The sequence below is a fragment of the Pseudomonas sp. B21-028 genome, assembly GCF_024749045.1.
Lineage (GTDB): Bacteria > Pseudomonadota > Gammaproteobacteria > Pseudomonadales > Pseudomonadaceae > Aquipseudomonas.
On the sequence record NZ_CP087184.1, the window covers coordinates 4223423 to 4249569 of the forward strand.

The 26147-nt window shown below is 57.4% G+C and carries 16 protein-coding genes; 4 read left to right on the top strand and 12 right to left on the bottom strand.

Translation table 11 applies throughout. The annotated features are described in order from the left end of the window. Positions 1-5 precede the first annotated feature (5 nt). The 9 genes from LOY35_RS17805 to LOY35_RS17855 form a co-directional block, all read right to left on the bottom strand. Complete coding sequence (locus LOY35_RS17805) at positions 6-395, bottom strand: GFA family protein (RefSeq protein WP_258625264.1); 390 nt, start codon at positions 393-395, stop codon at positions 6-8. Between the two features lie 158 nt (positions 396-553). After that, positions 554-10993 (bottom strand): putative Ig domain-containing protein, encoded by a 10440-nt coding sequence (locus tag LOY35_RS28420; protein WP_309475887.1) that lies wholly within the window; start codon positions 10991-10993, stop codon positions 554-556. A 12-nt stretch (positions 10994-11005) separates the two neighbouring features. After that, on the bottom strand, positions 11006-11677 hold the full coding sequence (locus LOY35_RS17825; RefSeq protein ID WP_258625267.1) for a hypothetical protein: 672 nt from the start codon (positions 11675-11677) through the stop codon (positions 11006-11008). A gap of 1151 nt (positions 11678-12828) precedes the next feature. Continuing rightward, a complete protein-coding gene (locus tag LOY35_RS17830) occupies positions 12829-13353 on the bottom strand; it encodes a DUF5625 family protein (protein WP_258625270.1) in 525 nt (174 codons plus the stop codon). Positions 13354-13361: 8 nt separating this feature from the next. Further along, positions 13362-14786 (bottom strand): HlyD family type I secretion periplasmic adaptor subunit, encoded by a 1425-nt coding sequence (locus tag LOY35_RS17835; RefSeq protein ID WP_258625272.1) that lies wholly within the window; start codon positions 14784-14786, stop codon positions 13362-13364. 5 nt (positions 14787-14791) lie between these two features. Further along, a complete protein-coding gene (locus LOY35_RS17840; RefSeq protein ID WP_258625274.1) occupies positions 14792-16936 on the bottom strand; it encodes a type I secretion system permease/ATPase in 2145 nt (714 codons plus the stop codon). Positions 16937-17103: 167 nt separating this feature from the next. Further along, positions 17104-18498 carry a TolC family outer membrane protein gene (locus tag LOY35_RS17845; protein ID WP_258625276.1) on the bottom strand — a complete coding sequence of 465 codons (1395 nt, stop codon included), beginning with the start codon at positions 18496-18498 and terminating at the stop codon, positions 17104-17106. A 117-nt stretch (positions 18499-18615) separates the two neighbouring features. Next, positions 18616-19356 (bottom strand): CPBP family intramembrane glutamic endopeptidase, encoded by a 741-nt coding sequence (locus LOY35_RS17850; RefSeq protein ID WP_258625277.1) that lies wholly within the window; start codon positions 19354-19356, stop codon positions 18616-18618. A 56-nt stretch (positions 19357-19412) separates the two neighbouring features. Then, the gene (locus tag LOY35_RS17855) at positions 19413-20339 is read right to left on the bottom strand and encodes a LysR family transcriptional regulator (protein WP_258625279.1); all 927 of its coding nucleotides are present in this window, start codon (positions 20337-20339) and stop codon (positions 19413-19415) included. Between the two features lie 135 nt (positions 20340-20474). On the opposite strand from LOY35_RS17855, the gene LOY35_RS17860 reads away from it, so the two are divergent. Continuing rightward, entirely contained in the window at positions 20475-20873 is a 399-nt protein-coding gene (locus LOY35_RS17860; RefSeq protein WP_258625280.1) for a RidA family protein, read from the top strand. A 533-nt stretch (positions 20874-21406) separates the two neighbouring features. Here the strand turns inward: LOY35_RS17860 and LOY35_RS17865 are convergent. From LOY35_RS17865 to LOY35_RS17875, 3 genes are all read right to left on the bottom strand, one after another. After that, a complete protein-coding gene (locus tag LOY35_RS17865; protein WP_258625281.1) occupies positions 21407-21886 on the bottom strand; it encodes a VOC family protein in 480 nt (159 codons plus the stop codon). A 181-nt stretch (positions 21887-22067) separates the two neighbouring features. Then, entirely contained in the window at positions 22068-22304 is a 237-nt protein-coding gene (locus tag LOY35_RS17870; protein ID WP_258625283.1) for a hypothetical protein, read from the bottom strand. Next, entirely contained in the window at positions 22297-23073 is a 777-nt protein-coding gene (locus LOY35_RS17875; RefSeq protein WP_258625284.1) for a VacJ family lipoprotein, read from the bottom strand. The genes LOY35_RS17870 and LOY35_RS17875 overlap by 8 nt, the downstream gene beginning before the upstream one ends. A 394-nt stretch (positions 23074-23467) precedes the next feature. On the opposite strand from LOY35_RS17875, the gene LOY35_RS17880 reads away from it, so the two are divergent. The 3 genes from LOY35_RS17880 (at position 23468) to kefF (ending at position 26146) form a co-directional block, all read left to right on the top strand. Beyond that, complete coding sequence (locus LOY35_RS17880) at positions 23468-24178, top strand: response regulator (RefSeq protein WP_258625286.1); 711 nt, start codon at positions 23468-23470, stop codon at positions 24176-24178. Further along, positions 24175-25524 carry an ATP-binding protein gene (locus tag LOY35_RS17885; RefSeq protein ID WP_258625289.1) on the top strand — a complete coding sequence of 450 codons (1350 nt, stop codon included), beginning with the start codon at positions 24175-24177 and terminating at the stop codon, positions 25522-25524. The genes LOY35_RS17880 and LOY35_RS17885 overlap by 4 nt, the downstream gene beginning before the upstream one ends. 100 nt (positions 25525-25624) lie before the next feature. Then, the gene (kefF, locus tag LOY35_RS17890) at positions 25625-26146 is read left to right on the top strand and encodes a glutathione-regulated potassium-efflux system oxidoreductase KefF (RefSeq protein WP_258625291.1); all 522 of its coding nucleotides are present in this window, start codon (positions 25625-25627) and stop codon (positions 26144-26146) included. Position 26147: the final 1 nt, after the last annotated feature.

A 26147-nucleotide genomic window follows, 5' to 3' on the forward strand; every position in this document is an offset into this window, starting at 1 on the left:
TCGCCCTACGCCTCGGACCGACCTTTCCCGGCACGATCATGCTCGTATCGTGTCAAGGGAAACGCCGGCAACCAGGCCTCGCGACGCACGGTCCAGCATTCGTAGGTAGGCATCAACTGGTCAGGGGCATCCAGGCTTCCCAGGTTCACTTCGATCTCGTCACCGCTGCGGGCAAAGACCGGCGAGCCGCAGCGGGGGCAAAAGAAGCGACCGGCGTAATCGCGGGTTTCGCCTTCGATCTTCACCGCCTCCTGGGGGAACATGGCTGCTGCGTAAAAAAGCGCGCCATGGTGCTTGCGACAGTCGAGACAGTGGCAGAGGCCGACCCGATAAGGGCGCCCCGAAGCTTCGAAACGGACGTTGCCGCACAGGCAGCCGCCGGTGAATCGGTCCATGGTGCGTCTCCTCTATGATCGTGTAGTCGAAATGTTCACGACGAACTCCGAAAGGCGTCATCAGTGATGACTCCTGTATTGGTTATAGATTTCATCACCGCGCTCGAACCATACAATCAACGAAACTGCCGCGCCCTAAGGCGCGGCAGTTTGGATCGTTATTGCCAATTGCTGGCAATCACCGCATTCAGCGAGGCTTGGTAGTTCTGGGGCAACGAAGTCTCACCCGGTGCTGGCGGCGCGAAAGCAGCCATGGCACCCACTAGCTGATCGACCTGGTTTTCCAACAGTACCTTGCCATCGGCTGTGCGGAACTGCTCGATATGCTGAGCTTTTTCCCAGCTGCCAGCCCCCCAGAAAGACCATTTAGAGATCGTTACTTTATCGGCCGTGCCGATGACACTCACCTCCAGGTCCCAGCCGTTTTTGCTGAACCAGAGTTGATTGGCAGAAATACCGGCACCGAACTGCAACACATCGGTGTTGGCGTCCGGGTCGAAATCGTCGATAACGTCCTGGCCGCCTCCTCGTTCGAATTGATAAAGATCATTGCCGCGCTCCCCATTCAACTGATCATTGCCCGTCCCGCCTGACAGGGTGTCGGCGCCTGTGTCACCATACAACCGATCATTACCAGCCCCACCCAGCAAGGTGTCGGAGCCTTCACCACCGCTCAGCTCATCGGCGCCGTTATCACCTGATAGCGTATCGTTACCGCTCAGCCCGTAAAGCTTGTCATCGCCGTCAAGGCCACTTAACGAGTCAGCTAGTACATCCTCGCCAAACAGCGCATCGCTACCCGAGGTTGACGTGCCCTTGGTCATGCTCTTGATAGTGTCGGCATTCCAAAGGGTTCCGTCGTCGAACTGGATCTGCTCGATCCGGTACGCGCTGTTGGAGAACCAGTAGGAAGCGATCAGCTTGTCGGTTGTTCCTGCAATGCCGAAGAAAAGGTTGCTGGTGTCACGACTGAGCCGGATATCGGACGGCTTGAGGCCTGCCCCTATCTTGATCGTATCCAAGTTACCCACCGAAGAATCGTACTCACTTATCGAATCCTGCCCGGCACCGCGGTAGAACAGATAGGTATCGTTACCAACATCACCATAAAGGAAGTCATTGCCGGCGCCACCATCGAGCGTGTCCATACCTGCGCCACCAAAGAGCTTGTCGGTGCCGGCGCCACCGCTCAGCGCATCATTGCCTGACAATCCATAGAGCGAGTCATCCCCCCCCAATCCGTTGAGGATATCGGCGCTAGACTCTTCGCCCTGCAGGACATCATTGCCTTCAGACGCCACGCCCCTAGACAGGGCTTTCAGGGTTGCGACATCCCAGTGCGTACCGTCGGCGAACTGGACCTGTTCGATCTGCGAGTCAGTGGAAGAGAACCACTCGCTGACGGTCAGCTTGTCGGTGGTACCGAGGATCGTCAGTTCCAGGTTGTAGCCTACACGTGCAACCTTGATGTCGCTCGGACTGATCCCTTGGGCTAACTTGATCACGTCAATATTGCCCGCGCTCCAGTCGCGATCGGAAATTACATCCTGGCCACCACCACGCTGAAAGAGATAGATGTCGTTGCCGGAGCCTCCGTACAGCGAGTCATTACCCGCCCCACCGTCCAGTGTATCCAGCCCTGACCCGCCTTCAAGCGTGTCCTGACCCGCTCCGCCGTTGAGCACATCATTACCAACCAGGCCCGATAACTTGTCATTACCGTCAAGCCCGTCCAACTGATCATTGGCTTCGTCGCCGTACAGCGTATCGGCGCCGTTGGTGGCAGCCTCTACCGACAAGCGCTTGAGATCATTAACGGACCAGACGGTGCCGTCTACAAATTCGACGCGTTCAACCTGATAGTTGGCGTCGGTGTAACTGTAGATCGTCATCCGATCAGTGGTGTTCTTGATGGCGAGGTAAACATCGCTCCCCTCGCGTTTGACCATGACATCACCGGGATTGATGTCGGCGGCGACCTTGATCGTATCGCTGTTTCCAGAGGTCAAATCGAACTCGCGGACAATGTCCTGACCCATTCCCCTATAGAAAAGATAGGTATCATTGCCTCTCCCCCCCGACAACTGATCGTTACCGATACCGCCATCGAGGCGGTCATTGCCGTTATCGCCGTTCAGATAATCGTCGCCCGCACCACCATTGAGGACGTCATCGCCATCGTCTCCTCCCAACGAGTCGTCACCTGTTCCTCCTTCCAGTCTATCGTCACCTGCTTCGCCGTAGACCTTGTCGTCCCCCTCAAGCCCATCGAGTACATCCGCCCCAGAGTCGCCGAACAAGGTATCGGCAGCACTACTGGCGACGCCTTTGGTCATTTCCTTGAGGGCATCGATGCCCCAGACAGTCCCGTCGGCGAATTCGACGCGCTCCACTATGTAATTCGAACTATTGAAGAAGGTGATCGACAATTTATCGGTCGTCCCTTTGATCGCAAGTGTGAGATAAGTCTGGTCCCGACTGATGATCACGTCCGCCGGGGCAATATCAGCCGCGACCTTGATGGTATCGACGTTGCCGACCGTCCAGTCAAAATCGGTGACGCTGTCCTGCCCCATACCTCGGTAGAACCGATAGGTGTCATTCCCAGAATCGCCCCGCAGACTGTCATTACCGGTGCCACCGTCCAAGATATCGTTGCCGTTCCCACCGGAGATCCAGTCGACACCATCACCTCCGCTCAGTACATCATTGCCGTCCCGACCACTAATCGTGTCGTCACCGCCCAGCCCATTGATGATGTTGCCCAAGGCATCCCCACTGAGGGTCTCACCGCTTTGGGTTCCGTTGATGACGGTCTGGGCACTGACGACGATATCGAACACATCACTGGCAGCAGCAGCGGACAGATCCACCGCCGAAACTTTGACCGAGACAGTTCCAGTCTCTGTAGGAGTGCCACTGAAGGTTCGAGTGGCTGCATCGAATACCAGCCACGCAGGAAGCGCCGCCCCATTGGCCAAAGTGGCCTGGTAACTCAGTCGGTCCCCGGCGTCGATATCTGTGAACGCATTGGCCGGCAGCATGTAGCTGAGCGCCTGACCATTCTGGATACTGAGATCAGCGACCCCATTAACGAGTTGTGGAGCATCGTTCGCGTTGGCAACGGTCAGATTGAAAATGTCCGACGTGGTGGCGCCGACCTTGTCGGTAGCAGTCACCTTGATTGCTTGCAGACCCACGTCGCTGTTGGTTGGCACACCCGAGAACGTCCGGGTAAGCGCGTCGAAGCTCAACCAGCTCGGCAGCGCTCCGCCGTTGACGGTGGTCGCAACCAGGCTCAGGGAATCACCCGCATCGATATCGCTGAAACTGTTTGCCGCAACAGTGAAGTTGAATCGGGTATCTTCGCCCACCACCTGATCCGCGATACCGAAATTGACGGTCGGCGTATTGTTGACGTTCTGCACATCGATTTCGAAAGTATCGGAAACCGTCGCGCCAGCTTTGTCCATTGCTTGGACGCGAATGGCCAGTTTGCCGACATTCGCGTTGCCCGGAGTACCGCTGAACGTCCGGCTGATGGCGTCGTAAGACAACCAGCCGGGAAGCGCCTGACCGTTGGCCGATTGCGCCGTGATACTTAACGCATCCGCTACATCCACATCAGCGAAAGTCGTTGCCGGCAGCACGAACGTCAAAAGCGCCCCTTCGGTCGCGGACTGATCGGCGATAGCCTTAACCAGAGTTGGCGCGTCGTTGGTATTGCTGACCTGGACCTCAAAGCTATCGCTGACAAATAGCCCAGCTTTGTCAGTTGCCGTGACTCGGATCGACAAATGACCAACAGCGTCGTTATCCGGCGTGCCGTTGAAAGTTCGGGTCTTGGCGTCAAATCTCAACCAGACAGGCAACGGTTTACCGTCGGCCAGGGTTGCGCTCAGTTGGAGGGAATCGCCCGTATCCGCATCGATAAATGTATTGGCCGCAAGCGTCAGAACAAAACCGCTGTCCTCTGCAACCTTCTGATCGGCGACCGCTGTCGACACGGTTGGCGCCCGGTTGGCCTGGGTCGACATTGTCGCGGTGTTCCAGACCGTACCATTGGCGAATTCGATGCGCTCGACGCTGTGACCGCGTGCGGCAGTCCAGCCGGAAATGATCTGCTGGCCGTCGTTCAGGCGCAGCACCATACCTTGCGCAGAGTGGTCGACAGCGACGTCGCTCTCCTGAATACCGGCTTCGAACACAATAGTGTCGGTGCCACCCCCGACGTCCAGATCTTCATTGATGCGATCCTGGCCATGGCCGACGCCGAACACATAGCGATCATTACCTTTTCCTCCCTGCAAGAAGTCATCGCCCGCACCACCGTACAAGCGGTTATTGAGCTCGTTGCCGATCAGTTCATTAGCCAGTGCATTTCCGCTTCCATTCAAGGCAGGGCCAGACAGCGTCAGCATTTCGACGTTGTTTGTCAGGGTGTAGTCGATGGTGGAAATGACCTTGTCGTTGCCACGGTCAGCGTCCTCGACGACGATGTCACCGACGTTATCCACGAAGTAAGTGTCGTTCCCCATGCCACCGACCATTCGGTCCGCACCTTGGGCACCGTCGAGGCGGTTATCCGCAGTGTTGCCACGCAAGATGTTGTTGGTCGCGTTACCCGTGGCATTGATTGCCGCATGCCCCGTCAGGCTCAGGTTTTCCAGGTGATTGGCCAACGTGAAGGAAACCGATGAGTTGACGGTATCCGTACCCTCGCCTTCGGACTCGACGATCCGGTCGGAACCATCATCCACCACATAGGTATCATCACCCAGGCCGCCGATCATCACATCGGAGCCGCCGGCACCATCCAGAACATTATTTGCACTGTTGCCCACCAGACGGTTGGACAGCCCGTTGCCGGTGCCATTGATCGCGGCGCTGCCCTGCAACTGCAAGGACTCGACTTCGTCGGCCAGGACATGGCTGACGCTGGACTTGACCAGGTCGTAACCTCCGCCCACGACTTCCTTCACCACGTCGCCGAGGTTATCGACAATGTAGGTGTCATCGCCCAATCGGCCCTCCATGACATCGGCACCGGCCCGACCATCCAGGGTATTGCCTCCGGCATCCCCCACCAGCAGATCGTTTGCATCAGTTCCGCTCACTAGCACCTTGGGCTGGACGGACGCCTGGCCAAAAATGAAGTTGGCAGCGGACAACTGGCCTACACCCACACCTTTGAGCGTCAGGTACTGAGTACCGCTGGCCATGACACCGAGCCATACACGCAGATATTGCTCACCGTCGACCGTCACGGTGCTGAAATTCAAATCGGAGAATCCACGCACCGCACGAATCTGCGACAGGTCGATCTTCTCGTTGGTATTGGCGACTTCAAAGTCATCGATCAGGTTGGCCATCACCCCTTGCGAAGCGCTGGCCTGAATATCTTCAACCAGCACAAAACGGTCATTGCCGGCACCACCCGCAACGGAAGCCCCCGTGTGTGTGGCAGCCCCGCTCAGGTTGATGTTCGGCGAGAGCAACGTGGTGCTGGCATAGTCACTGACGGCCAGGTCGCCCTCCAGGTAAAGGACATCGTTACCAGCATCCCCGCCCAGGTAGTCCAGCCCGGCACCGCCACGGAGCACGTCATCACCGGCACTGCCGCGCACCACATCGTTGCCTTCACCGCCGTCGATAAAGTCATTACCGCCCACGGTCGCTGCCGTCGAAGACTCCCCTACCAGGACGTCGTCGCCCAGGCCACCCAAGATCGTATCGGCGCCGGTCCCGCCGAACACGCGTTCGCCGCCATCGTTGGTCCAGTACAGGAAGCCTCCGTCCAGGTTAGGCAAATTGCGCTCGGTCGCTACCCCGTTGAGTCCGAAACCATAACCTGAAGCAGCCTCCAACTGGCTCATGCGCACGCCATCCGGAATATGAACAAAGCTGCTCAGCGTTAAACCTTGGGACTGGACATTCTTCAACAGCAGAACCTGTCCATCCGCCAGACTCAACCGAGTATCGGCGCCTTGCTGGGTAATCGTCATCGTTGAATAGACTTCAGCATCAAAACCGGACAAGACGATTCGATCGGTGCCGATCACAAAGTCAGTGAGAGTGTCGATGTCGCCCGCGGCCTTGTCGATCACGAAATAGTCAGTGTCCGCACCGCCGGTCAAGGTGTCGCTGCCCTTGCCACCGATCAGCGTGTCGACGCCGGCCCCGCCCGACAACGTATCGTCACCACGACCACCGGAAAGATGGTTGTCCGCCGCATTACCGGTCAGCGTGTCGGCGAACTCGCCGCCGATCAGATGCTCGATCTGCCCTGGGTTGGAAATCGCCAGACGAGCTCCAGCCAGCGTGGCTTCGCCTCTCGACAGGTCGATGACGCTGGCGCTGGAGATCGCCGCCGCGTTGATCGTATCCTCGCCTCCGTCGGTGTCGTTAAGCACATTGCGCCCACCCGAAGCGGCCAACTTCGCGTACTCGTTGGTGTACACATACTGGTCATCAGCCGTGCCACCCTTGCCGTAAACGTTCAGACTCCAGCTGTTCAACGTCCCGGTGTCTCCGGTGACGGTGTCGATCACCTGAAGTGTCCAGTTCCCCTGAGTGCTCTCGCCACGCAAGAGCGCTGTGTCAAACACGTAGTCCAGTGTGGACGCCTCATCAAAATCGCTATCGCCACGATCACTCGCAGCGCTGCCTGGCACCTTGCCTGGACGATTCATCAAAATGGACTCGGTACCGGAGGGCGAGATCAGTTTTAGAATCAGATCGCCTGGCCGCGCATGAGTCAGGCTGACTTTGACTTCAACATGCTCGACGGAGATGTTGGCATTGCCCATGGTCAGGGAGTGACTGATTCCACCACTCTGCCCGTCGGTAATCGTCCGATTGAGCACACCCGACTCCAGCGGTTTGATCAGGCTGAACTCATTGTGGAAGGTTTGCTGGAGACTCCAGGTTTCCGCCAGGCGAACCGCAGCGCGGGCATCGACTTCGCCATAACCGTAGTCATGGCTGACATGCATGCCACCGCCGTTCCAGTTCTGGCCGCCGTTGTCCTGCCAGGAAGTCGTGGGGTCGGCCACCTTGCGCGCAGAAAGCGCAAGGATCTGCTGGACATCGCGATACCCCAGTTCTGGATTGGCTTCCAGCATAAGGGCCACGATGCCGGAAACGATAGGTGCCGCGAAGCTGGTGCCTTGGGAAACGCTGGTGTCCCCGCCGAACGTGGAACCGTTGTCGTTCTGCACCAACCGCGAAGTCGAGGTTACGTTCGAGCCGGGCGCGCTGACCAGGATACTTGCCCCTGGGCTGGAGAAAGGTTTTCCCCCAAACTGCAGGGCGCCTAAGTCAGTGGTGGCATTGATCGCACCGACAATGATGCTGCTGCGGCTGTTGGAGACGTTTGAGTAGTTGGTGTTGCCGCCCTTTTCCCTGTCATTACCACCGCCCGTGACAATCACGGTGCCTAGGCCATCGCGGCCTTCGCTCAAGGCCAGCCTGTAAGTTGTTGGCATTTTTCCAAGCTCAGCCGGGGTGAACTTAAGATCGAAGCGATGACTACTACCCCAACTGTTATTCACCACATCATATTCATACATGTGGGACATACCACTGAGGTCATCCTTATTGATCCAGTACCCTGCAATAGTCGCATCATAAGCAACACCTACGCTGCCCTCGCCATTGCGAGCAGCAACCATCACTCCTGCCACAAGGGTCGCGTGATCGCTGAACTTGCCGCCACTGCCTTCGCCCGCCATCTGTCCCGGCGTTGCGTTGGCCAACCAGCTCTGGTCGATGTTGTCCTTCAGGTCGGCATGACGGTAATCGAGAACTTCCTTGGTCGTACCGAAAGAACTGGTAGTCTCGATCTGAGCAATTTTGACACCTTTGCCGGTATAGTCTTTCCAGACCGGCAGGATATTGGCCTGGGACAGATACCACTGATCTGTGACCAACGGATCATCAGGTAATTCGGGGGTTTTCAGAAAGACAGCGGCGCGCATGGTTGCGCTCTCGCCACTTCCTGTATCGATAACGGTAGCGGCTACGTTACCCTTTGCATCGGCCACGCTGTATTTGAAGCTCATCACGCCGACAAAGTCGGCGTCTGGCGTAAACAGTACATCCCCCGCCTGAGTCAAAATGGCCGTTCCGCCTGTCACATCGAAGAGTTCGGCGATGTGCAATGCATCGTTCTGCCAATCGATATCGTTACTCAGCAGTTGCTCTTTGCCGATCAGATGTGCACTGGCGCGACCAAACGCAACGCCCGCCTTATCTTTATTCAGTACGTCCTTGGCAGGTAATGGGTTTTCCAGGCCCTCGCTGGTACTGCTGGGGATATCCACCAACTTCAAGCTCTTGAAGTTGGCCTTTTCCACGTTCTTGACGAAATCGGTGCCGTCTCGACCCGCCACCGTATCACTGATCCAAACCCCCTCCTGGGTCTTGGTGAAGCGATATTCGGAAAACTCACCCGACAGCTCGACAACATCGATACCCTCTCCACCGTTGAGGATATCATCACCAGCACCTCCAATCAGAACGTCATCCCCAGCACCACCGCTCAGGTTGTCGTCGTCTAGTCCACCATCAATAAGATCACTTCCAAATTCCCCCTGTATCTGGTCGTTCCCACGATGCCCTCTCAGCACATCGTTACCAGCACCGCCAATGATGAAGTCATCACCATTTTCGCCGGACAACGCATCATTGGCCGCTCCGCCCCTCAAGATGTCGTCGCCATCGCCCCCGCGCATATAGAACGTACTCGCCCCACCACCGATGAAGACGTCATTTCCGCGTCCTCCTTGGGCAATCTCTACTTCGGCCTGGGCCAGATTGAGGTTGACGCCCCGATCGCCAATGACCTGAACAATATCGGTCCCGGCACCACCATGAATATTGAGCGGTGAGTCGTCAGCATCAATCAGCAGAACATCGTCGCCGGCGCCGGCATTGAATGTGTCGCTACCCTGCCCCCCGGCCAACCAATTGGTCTCGGCATCACCGAGCAAAACATCGTTACCCGAGCCGCCCGTAGCGTTGTTCACGCCTTTTTGCGCAATATCGATGGTTTCGCCCGCCTCTGATAAAGAGGTATAGGCGCTGACCGGAGCAACTTGTCCGTCGCCCTGGGTCGACACGACAGACCCCGTGCCACTCACCGTGAAGGTATGGCCATTGGGATTGGCCAGGAAGTTGGCGGCAATGGCTTCCTTGGTCGAACCGTCCTGCACGAACGTCCCTCGGGCCAATACTTCGTTGCCGTCCCGCACCTCGCCGCTCTGCTCCGTATGAATCAGGCTGATCTGCGTGATACCAAGCGCCGCCAATGACTTCAGTTCACTTGCCTCGCCCGTGTCGACAGCGCCATTGCCGTTGGCATCGTCCCAGTTCATGCCATCATCGTTGGCATCTACCCACACCTTAACACTCGACCAAGCGTCGTCTTTCTCGTCAAAAACATCATCACCATTGCTGTCCAAGCTTTTCAGCGCAGCAAAGCCGTTCTTGAAACGCTTCTCGCCCGCGTTACCCGCAGTGCCCGTCGTGCCGCCGAAGTATTCGGATAGGGTTTCGCCCATATGGTCAATCTTGCCATTGCCATTGAGGTCGTACACGACTATCCCGTCGTTCGAACTCACCCAGCCCGTTTCCTCGAGGCTACCGCCATCGTTATCCACATCAAACAATACTGGAGCACTTAGGTAGTCGGTCAGCCTGACACCATCGCCATTGAGATCAAGAACCAAGGGATCAGTTGGCAGCGTCAAGCGAGCTTGGGCATTACCTGAATTGAGTAAGGCGCCAAATTTACCGGGATCGTACGAGAGGCCCTGACTTGCGTTGCGGAGGCTGAAGTCGAAAACCTGCTTAACCGTATTACCATTACCCGGCCGGTAGCCATCCGCGAGGATTTGAGTTGCGGCGGCAGTGAAGGTGTTATTTATCCATCCATTGACATACTGATTGACGTTTAACTTAGCTGGATCAAAGCTAAGTTTCCATCCTCCTCCGCTAGCGATAAGTCCTTGTAAAACTTCATCTGTCTGCTCATCGTAATCCGTTGCTTTCTTATGTATCAGGTCCGTTGCACTCTCAAAGCGCAACGAAAAATCGCTAACGGTCTCTTCTATATTTGGCAGAGGAACGAGATCTTTAGCTAAATCACCTAAATTTTTGAGTAAATCATTGAGATCGTTTACATCGTTCATGGCCGGGTCGTCGAGGCGTGGACCATCGACTCTAACGGGAGTGATGCCATCTCCACCAAAAAACCTGTCCATGGTGTCCGACATATCTAATAGACTATCAAGAACACTATTCTGGGCCTTCCTGGCGTCTTCGGTAGGAAACTGTCCTTCGGCAAAATTAATGAGTGCAAAAAGTTTATCTATAATTTTCCCCGCAGTTCCTGCGAAACCATTCCCACTAAATTTACCAGCAAGCTGCGCAGCCGTCTGCAGAGTATCTCGCATCAGCTGCTCATATTGAGGACCTTCTAAATCCCCTCGATTTTCAATAAGGTCACTGGTTTGCTTAGTTAAATACTGAGATAACGGAGCCAAGTCTTGGTACTGCTCCGCCAGTTCCTTGCCAGAAGTAAATTCGCTTGACATATAAACTCCCTTTTATCTAACCTTGTTGACTTTCCTAAGATACGCAGCCGACTCCGACAAAGAGCCACCAGCAAAAGACATAACCTCTGCAACCTGCATGACATAAGCATGAAAAAGCTCAGGCTTTTGCTTAACCAACTCATTACATGCTGGAGTCTGCAACTTCGCATTAATTCCTCTGGAGCTTTCTAGCACCTTTATTGTTTGCTCAGCCCTACCGCGAGCCCCAGAAATGGACTCTCCCCTCATAACTTCGACAATGCTTTTTAAAATACTCAACTCAAGTTTAATTGGACAAACTTTACCAGCCTCCGTATTCCGCGCCGCTTGATTTAAAAGGCCCTTCGCCCTATCAAACTCCTGCTCACCCAAAAGAACAACAACCAATGTGAGCAAGTTTGTTGTGCAAGCATCCGAAACATCCTTACACTTATTCCTAGATAAATACCCCAACACCTCTTCCTTATCATACTTGTCACTAATGACACGCAAGAAGTTCTCTTCTTCTTGAGCAAGCCTATCGCCAACTTGGTTAAAATACGGTACAGGCCACATTTCAAGACGAATCCAGCGTGTATCTAGCTCTCCCTCTCTGATAATTTCTTGTCCTTTCTGATGAATCCAAAATAGGATAGAAGCGACAATTAAAAAAACCGCCCCAACAATTAAAGCCAATTTTTTCATTTAATCCCTCAAGAGACATAGACAGCAAACAGAACAGCATATACTACCGTCCAACTAAACTCTCGCCCGCTACACATCCCGACAACAAGGTACGATGCACAGACAAGCTTGAGCTTCATTGCCAAGAGCATGATCAAGATCAGCCCCAAGTACACAGCACTTGCATCTAAACCTCGAAAAAAACTTAAGCTCATCCATTGGAATCCGCCTATCTCTGTGAACTACACCAACGCCTAGCGTTCTCGCAAACTGTCACCCGCATACTGCTGCACAGGCTCAGAAAATAATCAATCACCTTCCGGCAATCTCACCGGAGACATCTGAAGCGCCAAGCGTACGAGCTACTTCTTTAGCTGCCCACCTATTCTTTTATATAATCCATCGTTATTTTACTAAACGACATTACTCAACTCCTTCTGGCAACCATTAAAAAACCACAATCAAGCTCTGTTTATGAGGTGCCATATCCAAAAACATAAACAAGCATCAAAAACAGACCATGAGATATCACCGAAACGACAGATATCCACAACCCCACTCTTTTTAGAGCATACTCTTTAATAAGCGACCCAATAAAGGCTAGTATCCCTCCCAACCAGCTGATCTGTGCAAGTGCTAGAGCCTCTATGAGAGTCATCGCAGCTGTCCACTTGTCACCGCCACTGGCATAAATCCTGACCGCATACAAATACCTTCTGAGCACTCACTTAACACCTGCTCCTTGAAAAAAACGAAAGCACAACCTCAGAAGCCGAAGCTACAATCAGTAACAACAAAAGCCCCTAGCAAATCTGTCACCAGCATCGCTTACCAAAAGATAAGATGCCGCCGACAAAATAAAAACCATCTGAAATTTGTACCCATTTCCAAACAAGTAAAAATAATGTCGAAAAACGCATACCGAAACAAAATATCTGAGAACAGCCACAGCAACCGTTACTACCCACAAAACCTCATCATTCGACGTCCTCAGCAGCTGATATAGAACTGCAATCAAAAAAAGATCAAACCACCCAAGATAGATAAACTTTTTCAAAGCTGACATCATCCGCAACACATTACAATCAACTCCCTCTAACCATATCACCGAACAATGGATATCCGCAGCCTCGCGAACCATAGTTCAGAAACCTCGCCCCCAACCAACCACTTCAATCAAGCTCTCGAATATCGTAAGCATAAAATTCAAAATAACACTCCTCTCCGTTGAACGCCTCGACAACATTAACAGTACTCACCTCAACAGAGTAACTTCCGGAATCCAACAAGAGAGATCTAACCGGCCTGACTCCTACAGCCTTTTGTTGCCCACCATATTTAAGAGATCGCCCAGCATTAACTCCGGTCGTAACAACAACATCATCAAAAAACACCTCACTGCCCTTTAATACACGCATATGGACGGGCAAAGAAATCCCCCTTTGATTGTACCGCCCGCGCCAAAGCTCTCTTTGCTCTGCCCTCTTCGAATCGCCTGATTGCCATACAAAAAAAATCGAAACGTCAAGGCCGGCCCGCCGCTCAACTACAAAATTCGCCACCACCTGCTGATTTGGCGAAGCAATACTAACCGGTGTCACGACCGCTACCGGATCCTGGCAAACCAATGAGCAGTACATATGCGCCAGCAGATACTTAGCGATGATAAAACCCTTCGCAATAAATCCCTCTTCCATTTGCAACACTACCTTTCCCGCAAACTCTCACCCGCATACTGCTGCAACGGACTCAGGAAATAATCGATCACTCTACGCCGATCTGTCTTGACCTCGACGGTGACCGACATCCCCGGCGACAACGCCACCTTCTCATTGCGCACCATGATGAAGTCCTTCAACAGACGAACCCGGCTGCTATAGATCAACCCACGCTTCTCATCTTCGATCGCATCATTGGAAACGCTGATGATTTCCCCTTCGACCGTCCCGTACTTGGTAAACGTAAACGTCTCGACTTTCACCGTAGCCAGCTGCCCTTGCCGAACAAACCCTACATCCTTGTTCTCCAGCATGGCTTCGACTTCCATTGGCTGGTCATTGGGCACGATGACCATCAGCGGCTGGGCCGCCGTCACCACACCACCCACGGTATGAATCGCCAGTTGCTGAACGGTGCCGTCCACCGGTGCGGTCAGGCTCATCAGATCGTCGCGTTGCTCGGCTTTTTTGAGTTCTTGCGTCAAGGCTGCCGCTTTCTGCTCCGATTGCTGCTGCAAATCGAGCATGGCCCGGCGGGTTTGGGCGAGGATACCTTGGCGGCGGCGTTCGGCTTCCTTGCGGCTGGCATTGAGTTCAACTACGCGGGCCTGTTGCACCGCCATGTCCCGTTCCTGGTCCAGCAGGGCTTGCTGCTTTTCGAGGAATGCGTGTCGGGGGACATATTGCTGGGCCAGTAGCTCTCGATAATCATCGGCCAGGCGACGGGTGATCGGCAGCGTCTGTTGCAGGGATGCCACCATCGCCTTAGCCGACTGGATTTCCGCAAAGCGTTGCTCGATTTCGGCATCGACCTGATCCAGGGAGCTGCGCAACTCCAGGTATTGCCCTTGAAGCCAGCGCTGCGCAGCCATGACTTGTGGCGGATCCGCCTGGAGCAGGTGACTAGCGAGGGAGCCCGGCTCCTTGCCACTTTGAATCGACTCAAGCAAAGCGGTGGCCCTGGCGCTGTCGACCTCCGCCGCCAACAGATCGATCCGGTAGCGATTGACGTCGGCCCCCGTTGCACTGGCGTCCAATTCCACAAGGACGTCTCCGGCCTTGACCGACTGGCCGTCGTAAACCCGGATAGTCTTCACCACCGCCACTTCGCTCGGTTGTATGGTCTTGCTCTTGCCGCTGGCGACGACCTTGCCTCGCGCCGTGGCGACCACCTCGACTTCACCGACACAGGCCCACAACAGCGCCAATGCGGCAAAGCCCATGATGGTCCATTGGATGTAGCGCGGCGCCGGATGGGTCGGTTGATCCTGCAACGCGAGCGCGGCAGGCAGGAACTGGACTTCGTGGGCAAGACGCATGGGGGTGTCCAGCTGTTTGCGCTGACGCCACGCCTGACGCCAGGCACTGCGATAGCGTCGCAACAGTTGACGTGTCGCTGATGGTTCGCTCATGGCAACTATCCTTGTTGCAAACGGTGCAGGCGTGAGTAGTGTCCCGCTTGATGGGCCAGGAGCTCGTGGTGAGTGCCCTGTTCGACGATCTGTCCGCGGTCCATGACCACAATCCGGTTGGCATCGCGTACAGCGGAGAGACGGTGAGCAATGATGATCACCGTTCGCCCCTTACAGATAGCCTGCATGTTCTGCTGGATGATCCGCTCTGACTCGTAGTCCAGCGCACTGGTCGCTTCATCGAAAATCAGGATTCGCGGGTTGCCGATCAGGGCTCGGGCAATCGCCACTCGTTGACGTTGTCCGCCCGAGAGCGAAGCGCCATGTTCACCGACTATCGTGTCGTAGCCTTCGGGCAATTCAAGAATGAAATCATGCGCACCGGCCATTTTCGCCGCGTGCATAACCGCCTCCAGAGGTGCCCCCGGATCGGTCAATGCAATGTTTTCGCGGATGCTGCGGTTGAACAGCATGTTGTCCTGCAGCACCACGCCGATCTGTCGACGCAATGAAGAGACATCGGCCAGCGCCAGGTCCATCCCATCGACAAGTACGCGGCCACGCTCCGGGACGAAGAGCCGCTGCAAGAGACGAGTCAACGTGCTTTTGCCTGAACCGGAACGCCCGACGATACCGATCACCTCCCCGGCACCGATCGCCAGGCTGACACCGCGCAACACTTCGGAACCATCGGGGCGATAGCGGAAATGTACTTGATCAAACTCCACGCGCCCCTTGAGTGCGGGTAATGCACTGCGGGTGGCCTGGGACATCTCGGTCCGGGTGTTGAGGATGTCACCGAGGCGCTGGACCGACACACCGGTCTGTTGAAAGTTGGTCCATAGCTGAGCCAGACGCATGATGGGCTGGGCGACTCTGCCCGCCAGCATGTTGAATGCGATCAATTGACCCACCGACAGTTGACCGTCGATCACCAGCCGGGCGCCGAGCCACAGGGTTGCAACGGTCACCAGCTTGCCGATCAGCGAGACGCTTTCATTGGCGATAGTCGAAAGGGTCTGGGTCTTGAAACCCGCACTGACATAGGCCGCCAGCTGGTTATCCCATTTGCGGGTGATCTGGGGCTCGACGGCCATGGATTTCAACGTGTCGATACCGTTGACCGTCTCCACCAGAAAGGCCTGGTTCTCGGCGCCACGGGCAAAGCTCTCGTTCAAACGTGCTCGAAGCAGCGGCGTGATGAACAGCGAAACCACGACGTACAACGGCAGCGATAACAACACGACCAGGGTCAGCCAGCCGCTGTAGAAAAACATTACGGCAATGAAAACCACGGAGAACAGGACGTCCAGCAGCAAAGTGATGGTGTTGCCAGTGAGGAAGCTGCGGATATTTTCAAGCTCACGAACCCGAGCGACGGAGTCGCCGACACGCCGCGCCTGGAAGTATGACAGTGGGAGGGTGACCAGATGGCGGAACAATCTGGAGCCCAGTTCCACATCGATGCGACTGGCCGTATGAGCGAACACATAGCTGCGTAATCCACTCAACACCGTCTCGAACAACATGATGCCCAGCAGACCTATGGCAATCACATCCAGGGTCGTGAGCCCGTGATGTACCAGCACTTTGTCCATGACCACTTGAAAGAACAGTGGAGTCAGCAGGGAAAATATCTGCAGGACAAAGGAAACCAGCAGTACTTCACCGAGCAACTTGCGATATTTGACGATGGCCGGGATAAACCAGGTGAAGTCGAACTTGGACAGGTCGGCCGTCAACGATGCTTGGGACCGTACGAGAATCAGCTCGCCGCTCCAGCGTGCCTGAAGTTGTTCCGCGCTGATCATCTCTGGGCGCTGAGCTCGAGGATCGTGGATCAGGATTTTTTCCTGATCCACGCGGGCGATGATAAAGAACCCGCCGTCGGTAGCGCAGGCAATCGCGGGCAAAGGGGTTTGCCCCAGCCGTTCGAACGTTGTGCGGATAGCTTTGGCTTTGAGGTCCAGTTGGCGAGTAGCCAGGAGTATCTCGGCTTTGCCGAATAGCTGCCCCTCGGCAACGTATTCGTGGGCGAGCTGTTCCGGGGAGACGGCAACGTTATGAAAACGCGCCAACATGGCCAGGCAGGCCAGTCCCGTATCCAGCGCAGTCGCAGACGGCCCTGGGGTAGTCCCTTGTTCTTGCATAAACGCTTCCATGCGAAAAAATCATTGGCACGCCCTTGGCTTCCTTGGGCACCTGGTGTTCCGCTTGGCTCGAAGGCGTCAGGCGAGAATGATGGCGGCGTAACATTATTCTATTTCTCGAGCGGTGTCGACATCCGAAAGCGGCCCTGAAGTCCCGCGTCAGGGCCTTACATCAGCTCGGGCGGAAGGAAATCATGCTTGGGTTCGTAGTCCGCCTTGAGGTACTCGGCAAGCTTTTGAAGGTCGTTGGCGCTCAGCGTGCCAGCGGCCTGTTTCAAACGCAGATTGTTCAGGATGTAGTCATAACGCGCGTCGTTATAGTCACGTACGGCTTTAAACAGTTGGCGTTGTGCGTTAAGTACATCCACCGTGTTACGTGTCCCTATATCGGCGCCAACCTTCGATGCTTTCAACGATTGTTGACTCGACAGGATTGTTTGCCTGCGCGCCTTTATCTGCTGGATGTCCGAGTTGACGGCACGGAAATAATTGCGAGTATCCAGCACCACCTCTCGACGCTGACTTTCCCTCAGCTCTTCACTTTGAGCCAGTCTCTGGTAAGCCTCGTGTGCCTGTGAACTGACACGGCCGCCACTATAAATCGGGACGGTCAATTCCAGCGCTACGCTGCTTTGAGAGACATACTTGCGGTATCCATCCTGACCAAAATCGCTAGGGTTGCTGTAGCCGAAACTGTCGTTATCGCCCTTGCGGTAAGAGGCCACGGCGTCGAGGGTTGGAGCATGTCCGGATTGACGCTGACTTAAACGTTCTCCAGCCGCCTCCACGGCATAGTTGCTCGCCAACAACTTGAGGTTCTGCTGCACAGCACCTTCTACCCACGACTTCGTATCATTTGGAATCGGCGCCAGCACCGGCAGCTGATGTTGCATGCCTTCGATACTTGCGTACTGCTGGTTAGTCAGATTGACCAGTTGCTCGAAGGCGTCTTCAACCTTGCGCTCCGCGAGCTGCCGATTTGCTTGAGCGTTATCGTATGCGGACTGAGCGTCCAGCACATCGGTGATGCTCGACAGACCGCCCTTGAGGCGTGCTTGCGCTTGATCCATCTGCTGTTTGAGGGCCGCTTCCTCGGATTCTGACGCTGCCAGCGCATCGGTGGCGCGCAGTGTCTCGAAGTACGCCTCCGCCGTTTTCAGGATAAGTGCCTGCTCTTTTGCCGACAGTTCCAGCGCTGCTTGTGCAGTGCCGGCTTTAGCCGCCTTTAGTTCATACCAGAACGCAGCGTTGAATAAAGGTTGCTTCAGATTGGCCTGGAAGGTCGTGCCACTGCGTCCACGTGCAAGCTCCGGCTCATCACGCGTAAGACGAGTAGCCTCAAACGTAGCCCCCGTGCTGATTACCGGTAACAGATTGGCCCGCGCCTGAGGCACCATTTCCTGCTGCGCGGCAAAATCGGCACGGGCGGCCGCCAGGTCGGAGTTATGAGCGACCGCTTGACGGTAGACGGCCATCAACTCAGCCCGCTCAGCTATTGGCGAACAAAACACAAAAGAAGGGAACAGACAGGCGAACAACAGCACGCCTTGAGCGCGACGCATGAACAAATCCTTTTGATGGCGCGAAAGCTGCGAGCAATTCACCCGCCTTTCCGATGAGGGCGCCGAAACTAAGGTAGATGGTGAGAGAGGTCAAGTTCCAGTGCTTGATTTAACTCATCAATGCCCCACCATCGGCACTGCAATCAGCAAGATCGCAGTCCCATGCGCGGCAGTCGACGCCACGACCCCATAACGCATGCAGATGAGCCCACACGCTAACCCTTCGATCAGGGTGAAGAGCAGGACGGGCCCACCGAGTTGGGTGACGCTCAGCGCCAGAAAGGTGTGGCATGCCGAAAATGCCACGGTAGTGGTCAACGCCGCCCGCAGGGCGCTGACATGTCGCTCCAGATAGCCCTGCAGCAGGCCGCGGAACAACACTTCTTCCAGCGCGTTGGCGCCATAGGCCAGTACCGTCATGCCCGCCAGCCAACCCCAGTAGCCTGGAATGACGCCCACTTCGACATCTTGGTAAAGCCGCAGTGGCAAACCGATCAAGCACCCAGCGACGATGCCCAGGCTCAATCCAGCCAGTCGGCTGCCCTTGAACACCACGACAAGCTGCCATAAATCCGGAGACACACGAGCGATCAGCGCGACCAACGCCAGCGACGCCCCTCCCAGCGAAGCCAGCACGAACGGATTGGCCAGGAAGCCGATCTGCATGTCGTCGTTGAGGAACCACATGCGCAACGGCGTCATTGCGTCGCGCATCAGCACGAACGCCAGGATCAGAATCGCGATGCGCAATCCGGTCTGGCTCTTCGGCGTCAAGCCGAACCAGAGCCCCAGGAGGACGAGGCCCGGTAACAGATAAAGTGAATAGTCCAGCAGTACGGCGAACCCTTCGGCGATCATTCGGCATTCCCTTGCATTGAAGTCAGTGGGCAACGGTGATGGAGTGTCCTCACAGTTTACAGTCCACGACGATCCGCGACTGGCGCGTGCTGCGCCATCAATTCCACCATCCATTCGATGAACACCCTCAACCTGGCACTGATATGCCGGTTCGGCGGGTAAGCCAGGTAGAGCGGCATCGGGTCGATGCGCCACGTTTCGAAAAGCGGCACCAGCTCGCCGTTGGCTTCGTGGGGCCTGGACATGTACGTGGGTAGCCACAGCACCCCCAGCCCCGCCAGGCCCGCCGCGAGGTAGGCGTTGCCGTCGTCGACGGCCAGGGCGTAGCGCCCGTTGATGTGCAGGTGTTCATTGGCGTTGTGCATGGCATAGGGCACGGCTTTGCCGGTGCGGGCCCAGAGGAAGCCGACGATACGATGCAGGGAGTCTTCGAGATCTCGTGGATGCGCGGGGGTGCCGACGCGTGCCAGGTAGCTTGGCGCCGCGAAGACGCCCAGCTCAAGGTCACCGATGCGCCGGGCGATCAGCGACTGGTCCGTCAGTTCACCGCCGCGCACCACGCAATCGACGTTTTCATCGATGATGTCCACGATGCGATCGCTGACGCCCATGTCGATCTGGATGTCCGGGTATCGCGCATGGAACGTCGGCAGCGCCGGCATCAGGATCAGGGCGGCCAGCGGGCTCGGGACGTCTACCCGCAAGCGGCCCCTGGGCAGGGCCTGGGCATCGGACAGACTGGTTTCGGCATCGTCCATGTCGGCGAGCAAGCGCAACACCCGTTGGTAATAGACGGCGCCCTGGGCGGTGACGTTGACCTTGCGTGTCGTGCGGTTGAGCAGCTTGACCCGCAGGCGCGCCTCCAACTGCTGCACCAGCTGGGTCACGGTGGTCTTGCTCATGTGCAGGGTCTCGGCGGCCTTGGTGAAACTGCCCGCCTCCACCACCCGGGCGAATGCCTGCATCGCATCAAAACGATCCATTGCTGCTCCGCGTATCGATCAGATTGTTTGGATTTCACAAACAGTGATCGCCAAGGTTGCCCGTTTATCGCCCGGACACAAGCCCCTAGAGTGACTTCATCGCTGATTTCCCACTGATTCCCGATGGAGGTTCCCATGACACGTGATGTAGTTTTCCCACCTGGACGCCAGGCGCTTTACGAGCGTAATCGTTATTCGCCGGCAATCCGTTCCAATGGTTTCTTGTTCGTATCGGGGCAAGTCGGCAGCACCGACGACGGTTCACCTGAGCCCGACCTGGAGGTTCAGGTCCGGCGTGCATTCACCAACCTGGAAGCGATTCTCGCCGCTGCCGATTGCACCTTTGACGATGTGGTGGACGTCACCGTTTTCATGGTCGACCCCGAATCGAAGTTCGAGACGATCTGGAAGGTGGTGCCTGAATTCTGGGGCAACGCACCGCACCCGACGCTGACGGCGGTGGGAGTGACGTGGCTGTATGGGTTTGAGTTCGAGATCAAGGTGATTGCCAGGTTGCCTGAAGCTGGGCAGTGAGTCAGTGATGATGTCATCGCGAGCAGGCTCGCTCCCACAGGGTTTTGGGTGTGCTGCGGATATCGGGCCCGCTGAAGATCCATGGTGGGAGCGAGCCTGCTCGCGATGGCGGTGGGTCAGTTGGCATCGGGGCTGGATGTGCCGGCGCCTTCGCGAGCAGGCTCGCTCCTACAGGGTTTTGGGTGTGCTGCGGATATCGGGCCCGCTGAAGATCCAGTGTGGGAGCGAGCCTGCTCGCGATGGCGGTGGGTCAGTTGGCATCGAGACTGGATGTGCCGGCGCCTTCGCGGGCAAGCCCGCTCCCACAGGGTTTTGGGTGTGCTGCGGATATCGGGCCCGCTGAAGATCCAGCGTGGGAGCGAGCCTGCTCGCGATGGCGGTGGGTCAGTTGGCATCGGGGCTGGACGTGCCGGCGTCATCGCGAGCAGGCTCGCTCCCAGAGGGTTTTGGGTGTGCTGCGGATATCGGGTCCACTGAAGATCCAGTGTGGGAGCGAGCCTGCTCGCGATGGCGGTGGAACAGTCACCTACGGGCTAGCCTTTCAGCGCCGCTTCAATCGCTGCGATGTCGATCTTCGTCATTTGCATCATGGCCTCGAACACGCGCTTGGCGGCAGCTTTGTCGGGGCCGGCGACGGCGTCGGTGAGGATGCGCGGGCTGATCTGCCACGACAGCCCCCACTTGTCCTTGCACCAGCCGCAGACACTTGCCTCACCGCCGTTACCGATAATCGCGTTCCAGAAACGGTCCGTTTCGGCCTGGTCATCGGTGGACACCTGGAACGAGAAAGACTCGTTGTGTTTGAACACCGGGCCGCCGTTCAGGCCGATGCAGGGAATGCCCATCACCGTGAACTCCACCGTCAACACATCGCCTTCCTTGCCCGACGGATAATCGCCAGGCGCGTGATGGACGGCGTGTACCGCGCTGTCCGGGAACGTCGCGGCATAGAACTGCGCCGCCTCCACGGCATCGCCTTCGTACCAGAGACAGATCCTGCTTTTGTTATTCATCCGGCTTCTCCGAGAGGGACTGGTCGATGCAGTCTAGCAGTGCACCTTTTCCGGGATCGAGCAGGTGATGAACGGCTTTCCACGCCTCTGGCTGAAGAGCCGCGATGACGGGTCACCACGGCCCCTCGGGCCCGCAAATCAATGGGCGGCGCATGCGATTTTCCATCCCCGGCGCACGCGGCTATGCCCTCACCCGCTCCCCATGCGCCATCATCCAGCGAATCAGATGCGCCATCGGCACCTGATGCTGCTGGATAACGCACTCGCCACCTTGCTCATGGTGATAGCGTTCGACGTAGCGGCTGAGCAACACATGATCGCCATCCTCCGCCAACCGTAGCTCTACCTCGCGGCACTGCAGGCCACCCACGCCGAGCGCCTTCACGCTGCGCCGCAGAACCAAAGCATCATTAGTCATCGGCCTGCCCTCCCTCGCATTGGGCGGTCACCGCTCCCAGTTTGCCTTGCGCGACAACATCGGCGCGCTGCTGCGCGACCGCGTCGCGCAGGGCCAGGTAGTAATCCGGCTGGGTCCGCAGTTGGTCCGTCAGCGGCAGCGCCTGCGCGCGCCCATCGACGATGCCCCCTGCGGTATTGATCGTGCCCAGGGTGTCGACCGTGCTGCTGTTGCCGCCAAACGGGTCGACCGCGAAACTGATCACCTTGCCGGTGGCGTCCCTCAGGTTGGCCGTCCCCAGCAGCGGCAGTTCCACCGTCGGCCCCGGGGCCATGTTCCAGACGCCGAAGGTCTGGCCGAAATCAGCCTTGTGACGCTCGATGCCGAGTTTGCCCGACACGTCGATCAAGCCGACGATGCCGGCCGTGGAGTTGATGACAAAACGCCCCAGGGTGTTGACCGAGCGCTGCGCATTGCCTTGCAGCAGGTCGTTGATGAACACCTTGGGCTCGCCGAAGTTCGCCACAAAATTGTGCATACCGGTCTGCACGGCATCCGGAAGATGGCGATAGCCACGGGCGATGGGGGCCAATGCGTAGTCGTCTACGGTGCGGTTGAAGGCAAAGATGCCGCGGTTGATGGGTTGCCCGGGATCGTAAACGGTGTACGGAACACTCTCGCAACTGCCGGGCTTTGCAGCGGGTGCGCTGGTGCAGCCGCTGGCGAGTGCTGCGAGCGCAATGACCAGAGAGAATCCAACACGTAGCGGCGCGGGTTTGAACGTCGGCATACAAAGCTATCTCGACAAAGGGTGGGCGATACCATTCAGTTAAAACTTGAGGCCCGCCTCCCCTGTGGCGAGGGGATTCCTGTGGCGAGGGGATTTATCCCCGCTGGGTTGCGAAGCGACCCTCAAGCCGGATATCCCGGTGCATCTGCTTGATTGAGTCGTCTGCTTTGGGGCTGCTTCGCAACCCAGCGGGGATGAATCCCCTCGCCACAGGGGTCGGTGTGTCCGGCTATTTAACTGTCTGGAAACGGCGCCATCCTGCCGCTGTTTTTTTGCCTGGAGATTTCCGGAATATTGCCCGCCGGCAACTTTGTTGCAGGATTGAAATATATGACGCAGGGCCCGGATTGACCCTAGTATCGCTCCCTGTATCCATGACCCCGACGTACCCACCGTGAGCCATTTACTACTGGTGGACGATGACCTCGAAGTCCTCGCCCTCTTGCGCAAATTCCTCGAACAACATGGCTACAGCGTCGACGTGGCCGCCGACGGTGCCGCCCTGTGGCAGGCGGTCGAGCGTCAAATGCCGGATCTGATCATCCTCGACGTCATGCTGCCAGGAGACAACGGCCTGGTGCTCTGCCAGCGCCTGCGGGCCGAGCACAGGGTCGGCATCATCATGCTTACCGCCATGGGCGAGTTGAGCGACCGCGTCGTGGGCCTGGAGATGGGCGCTGACGATTACCTGACCAAACCTTTCGACGCTCGGGAATTGCTGGCCCGGGTGCGGGCCGTGCTCAGGCGTACCGGCGAAGCCAGGGGGCCGCTGAACGACGCCTCGCGACCGGTCCTGGAGTTCGAAAAGTGGCAGCTGGACGTCACCCGGCGTGAATTGCGCTCCCCGGATAAAGTCATGATTCCGCTGTCCGCGGGTGAGTTCGAACTGCTCCTGGTGTTCGCCGAACACCCGCGCCGGGTGCTGAGCCGCCAACAGTTGCTGGACCTGGCGCGGGGCGAAACCTTCGATGCGTTTGACCGGAGCATCGACGTCCAGGTCAGCCGCTTGCGTCGCAAACTGGAGACCGATATCAGCGGCGCGTCGATGATCCGCACCGTGCGCAACAGCGGCTACTACTTCAGCCCCCAGGTGGTGAAACGATGAAACCGCCGAGCCCTGGCACCCGCCGCCCGCGCGATACCCTGGCGCGCTGGATCGCCCTGACCACCCTGGTTGCCATGCTGACGCTGCTGGCCCTGAACGCGTTGTTCAGCCAACTGGCCGGAGCCTGGGCACGCCCGCCCCTGATGGAAACCGGCCTGTTTGAAAAGATCTCCGCCATCGCCCGCATCATCGACTCGGCATCGCTTGAGCAGCGGCCCGCCATTGCCAAGGCCGCCAGTGACCGGGAATTCACCACCCAATGGCTGCGAGACCATGACGAGGCGCGAGTGCCGGTGGTCGACGACGACCCGGAATACAGCGACGGCGCGGCACGGCTGCGCCGGCAACTGGGCAGGTCCGATGCACGGATAGAAGGCTACGAGCCGAGCGACTGGCCCGCCGACCAGCCCGGCGGGCGCTACGCCGCGCTGATCGAGCTGAGCGACCATTCATGGGTGATGTTTTCCATGCCCGCGCGCAACTGGGGCCTGGAGGAGTGGGAGCGCAACCTGATCATCATCGCGCTGATCCTGCTGTCGGCGTTTATCGTCGCGCTGGTCGCCACCCGACACCTGGCCGCGCCACTGGAACGCTTTGCCGAAGGCGCCAGGCGTTTCGGTGTGGACCACAAGGCACCGCCCATTCCGGTCATCGGCCCCTACGAAATCCGCCAGGCCATTCTCGCCTTCAACGCCATGCAGGCCCAGCTCAAGCACTTCATCGAAGATCGCACGCAAATGCTCGCCGCCATCTCCCACGACCTGCGTGCGCCGTTGACCCGCATGCGCCTGCGCGGGGAGTTCATCGAGGACATCGAGCAGCAATCCCGATTGTTCAGGGACGTGGACGAGATGCAGGCGATGGTCAATTCGGCCCTGGAGTTTTTCCGCGACGATGCACGGCTCGAACATGCCACCGCTTTTGATCTGGCTGGGCTGCTGCACACCGTCGTCGATGATTTCAAGGATGCCGGCAGCGAGGTGGCATTCGAAGGCGCCCCTCGCTTCGTTTACGTGGGCCGACCCATCGGCCTCAAGCGCGCGCTGGTGAACCTGATCGACAACGCGATCAAATATGGCGCAGAACCCAGTGTCCAGCTCAAGACCTGGAGCGATCACGTTGAAATCCGCGTTCTGGACCGGGGTCCAGGCATCGAGGCCAAGTACCACGAGCAAGTCTTCACCCCGTTCTATCGCCTCGAAGGCTCGCGCAACAAGAACACCGGTGGCGTCGGGCTCGGCCTTTCGGCAGCGCGGGCGACCGTGCTCGAGCACGGTGGGACGTTGACCCTGGGTAATCGGCGCGATGGCGGGTTGGAAGTCCGGGTTTCGCTGCCATTGACCTGACCTCCCCAGGGTCCGTTGGCAAACAAAGCCTAAACAACCGGGGCCATCCTCGGTAGGATGGCCGGCCTTTCGGCCTGGACCCGCCCTGGAATTGCCCCCGATGATCCTGATTGTTTACGCCCATCCCTACCCCGACCAATCGCGGGTCAACCAGCAGATGCTCGAACGTGCCTCCAGCCTCCCGGACGTGGTCGTACGGTCCCTCTACGACCTCTACCCGGATTTCGACATCGACGTCGAAGCCGAACAGCGCGTCGTCGAGCAGGCAGGCCTGGTCGTCCTCCAGCACCCGATGTTCTGGTACAGCATGCCGCCGCTGCTGAAACTGTGGATCGACAAGGTATTCACTCACGGCTGGGCATACGGCAGAGGCACCACCGCACTGAAGGACAAGAGCCTGCTGTGGGCCGTCACCACGGGTGGCGAGCAGGACCACTTCGAGATCGGTGCCCATCCGGGCTTCTCCGTGTTGGCCCAGCCCCTCCACGCAACGGCCCTCTATTGCCGCATGCGCTGGCTGGATCCAGTCGTCGTCCACGGCGCCTATGCCGCCGAATCGCACGCCCAACGCACCCAAATCGAACACTACCGCGCCCGCCTGGCCTCCTGGAAGGAAGATTGAT

Excerpts from the sequence above, each read along its gene's own strand:
- LOY35_RS17870 (WP_258625283.1), bottom strand. The coding sequence starts at position 22,304 with ATGACTAATGATGCTTTGGTTCTGCGGCGCAGCGTGAAGGCGCTCGGC.
- kefF (WP_258625291.1), top strand. The coding sequence starts at position 25,625 with ATGATCCTGATTGTTTACGCCCATCCCTACCCCGACCAATCGCGGGTC.
- LOY35_RS17850 (WP_258625277.1), bottom strand. The coding sequence starts at position 19,356 with ATGATCGCCGAAGGGTTCGCCGTACTGCTGGACTATTCACTTTATCTG.
- LOY35_RS17885 (WP_258625289.1), top strand. The coding sequence starts at position 24,175 with ATGAAACCGCCGAGCCCTGGCACCCGCCGCCCGCGCGATACCCTGGCG.
- LOY35_RS17875 (WP_258625284.1), bottom strand. The coding sequence starts at position 23,073 with ATGCCGACGTTCAAACCCGCGCCGCTACGTGTTGGATTCTCTCTGGTC.
- LOY35_RS17855 (WP_258625279.1), bottom strand. The coding sequence starts at position 20,339 with ATGGATCGTTTTGATGCGATGCAGGCATTCGCCCGGGTGGTGGAGGCG.
- LOY35_RS17825 (WP_258625267.1), bottom strand. The coding sequence starts at position 11,677 with ATGAAAAAATTGGCTTTAATTGTTGGGGCGGTTTTTTTAATTGTCGCT.
- LOY35_RS17830 (WP_258625270.1), bottom strand. The coding sequence starts at position 13,353 with ATGGAAGAGGGATTTATTGCGAAGGGTTTTATCATCGCTAAGTATCTG.
- LOY35_RS17860 (WP_258625280.1), top strand. The coding sequence starts at position 20,475 with ATGACACGTGATGTAGTTTTCCCACCTGGACGCCAGGCGCTTTACGAG.
- LOY35_RS17835 (WP_258625272.1), bottom strand. The coding sequence starts at position 14,786 with ATGAGCGAACCATCAGCGACACGTCAACTGTTGCGACGCTATCGCAGT.
- LOY35_RS28420 (WP_309475887.1), bottom strand. The coding sequence starts at position 10,993 with ATGTCAAGCGAATTTACTTCTGGCAAGGAACTGGCGGAGCAGTACCAA.
- LOY35_RS17840 (WP_258625274.1), bottom strand. The coding sequence starts at position 16,936 with ATGCAAGAACAAGGGACTACCCCAGGGCCGTCTGCGACTGCGCTGGAT.
- LOY35_RS17845 (WP_258625276.1), bottom strand. The coding sequence starts at position 18,498 with ATGCGTCGCGCTCAAGGCGTGCTGTTGTTCGCCTGTCTGTTCCCTTCT.
- LOY35_RS17865 (WP_258625281.1), bottom strand. The coding sequence starts at position 21,886 with ATGAATAACAAAAGCAGGATCTGTCTCTGGTACGAAGGCGATGCCGTG.
- LOY35_RS17805 (WP_258625264.1), bottom strand. The coding sequence starts at position 395 with ATGGACCGATTCACCGGCGGCTGCCTGTGCGGCAACGTCCGTTTCGAA.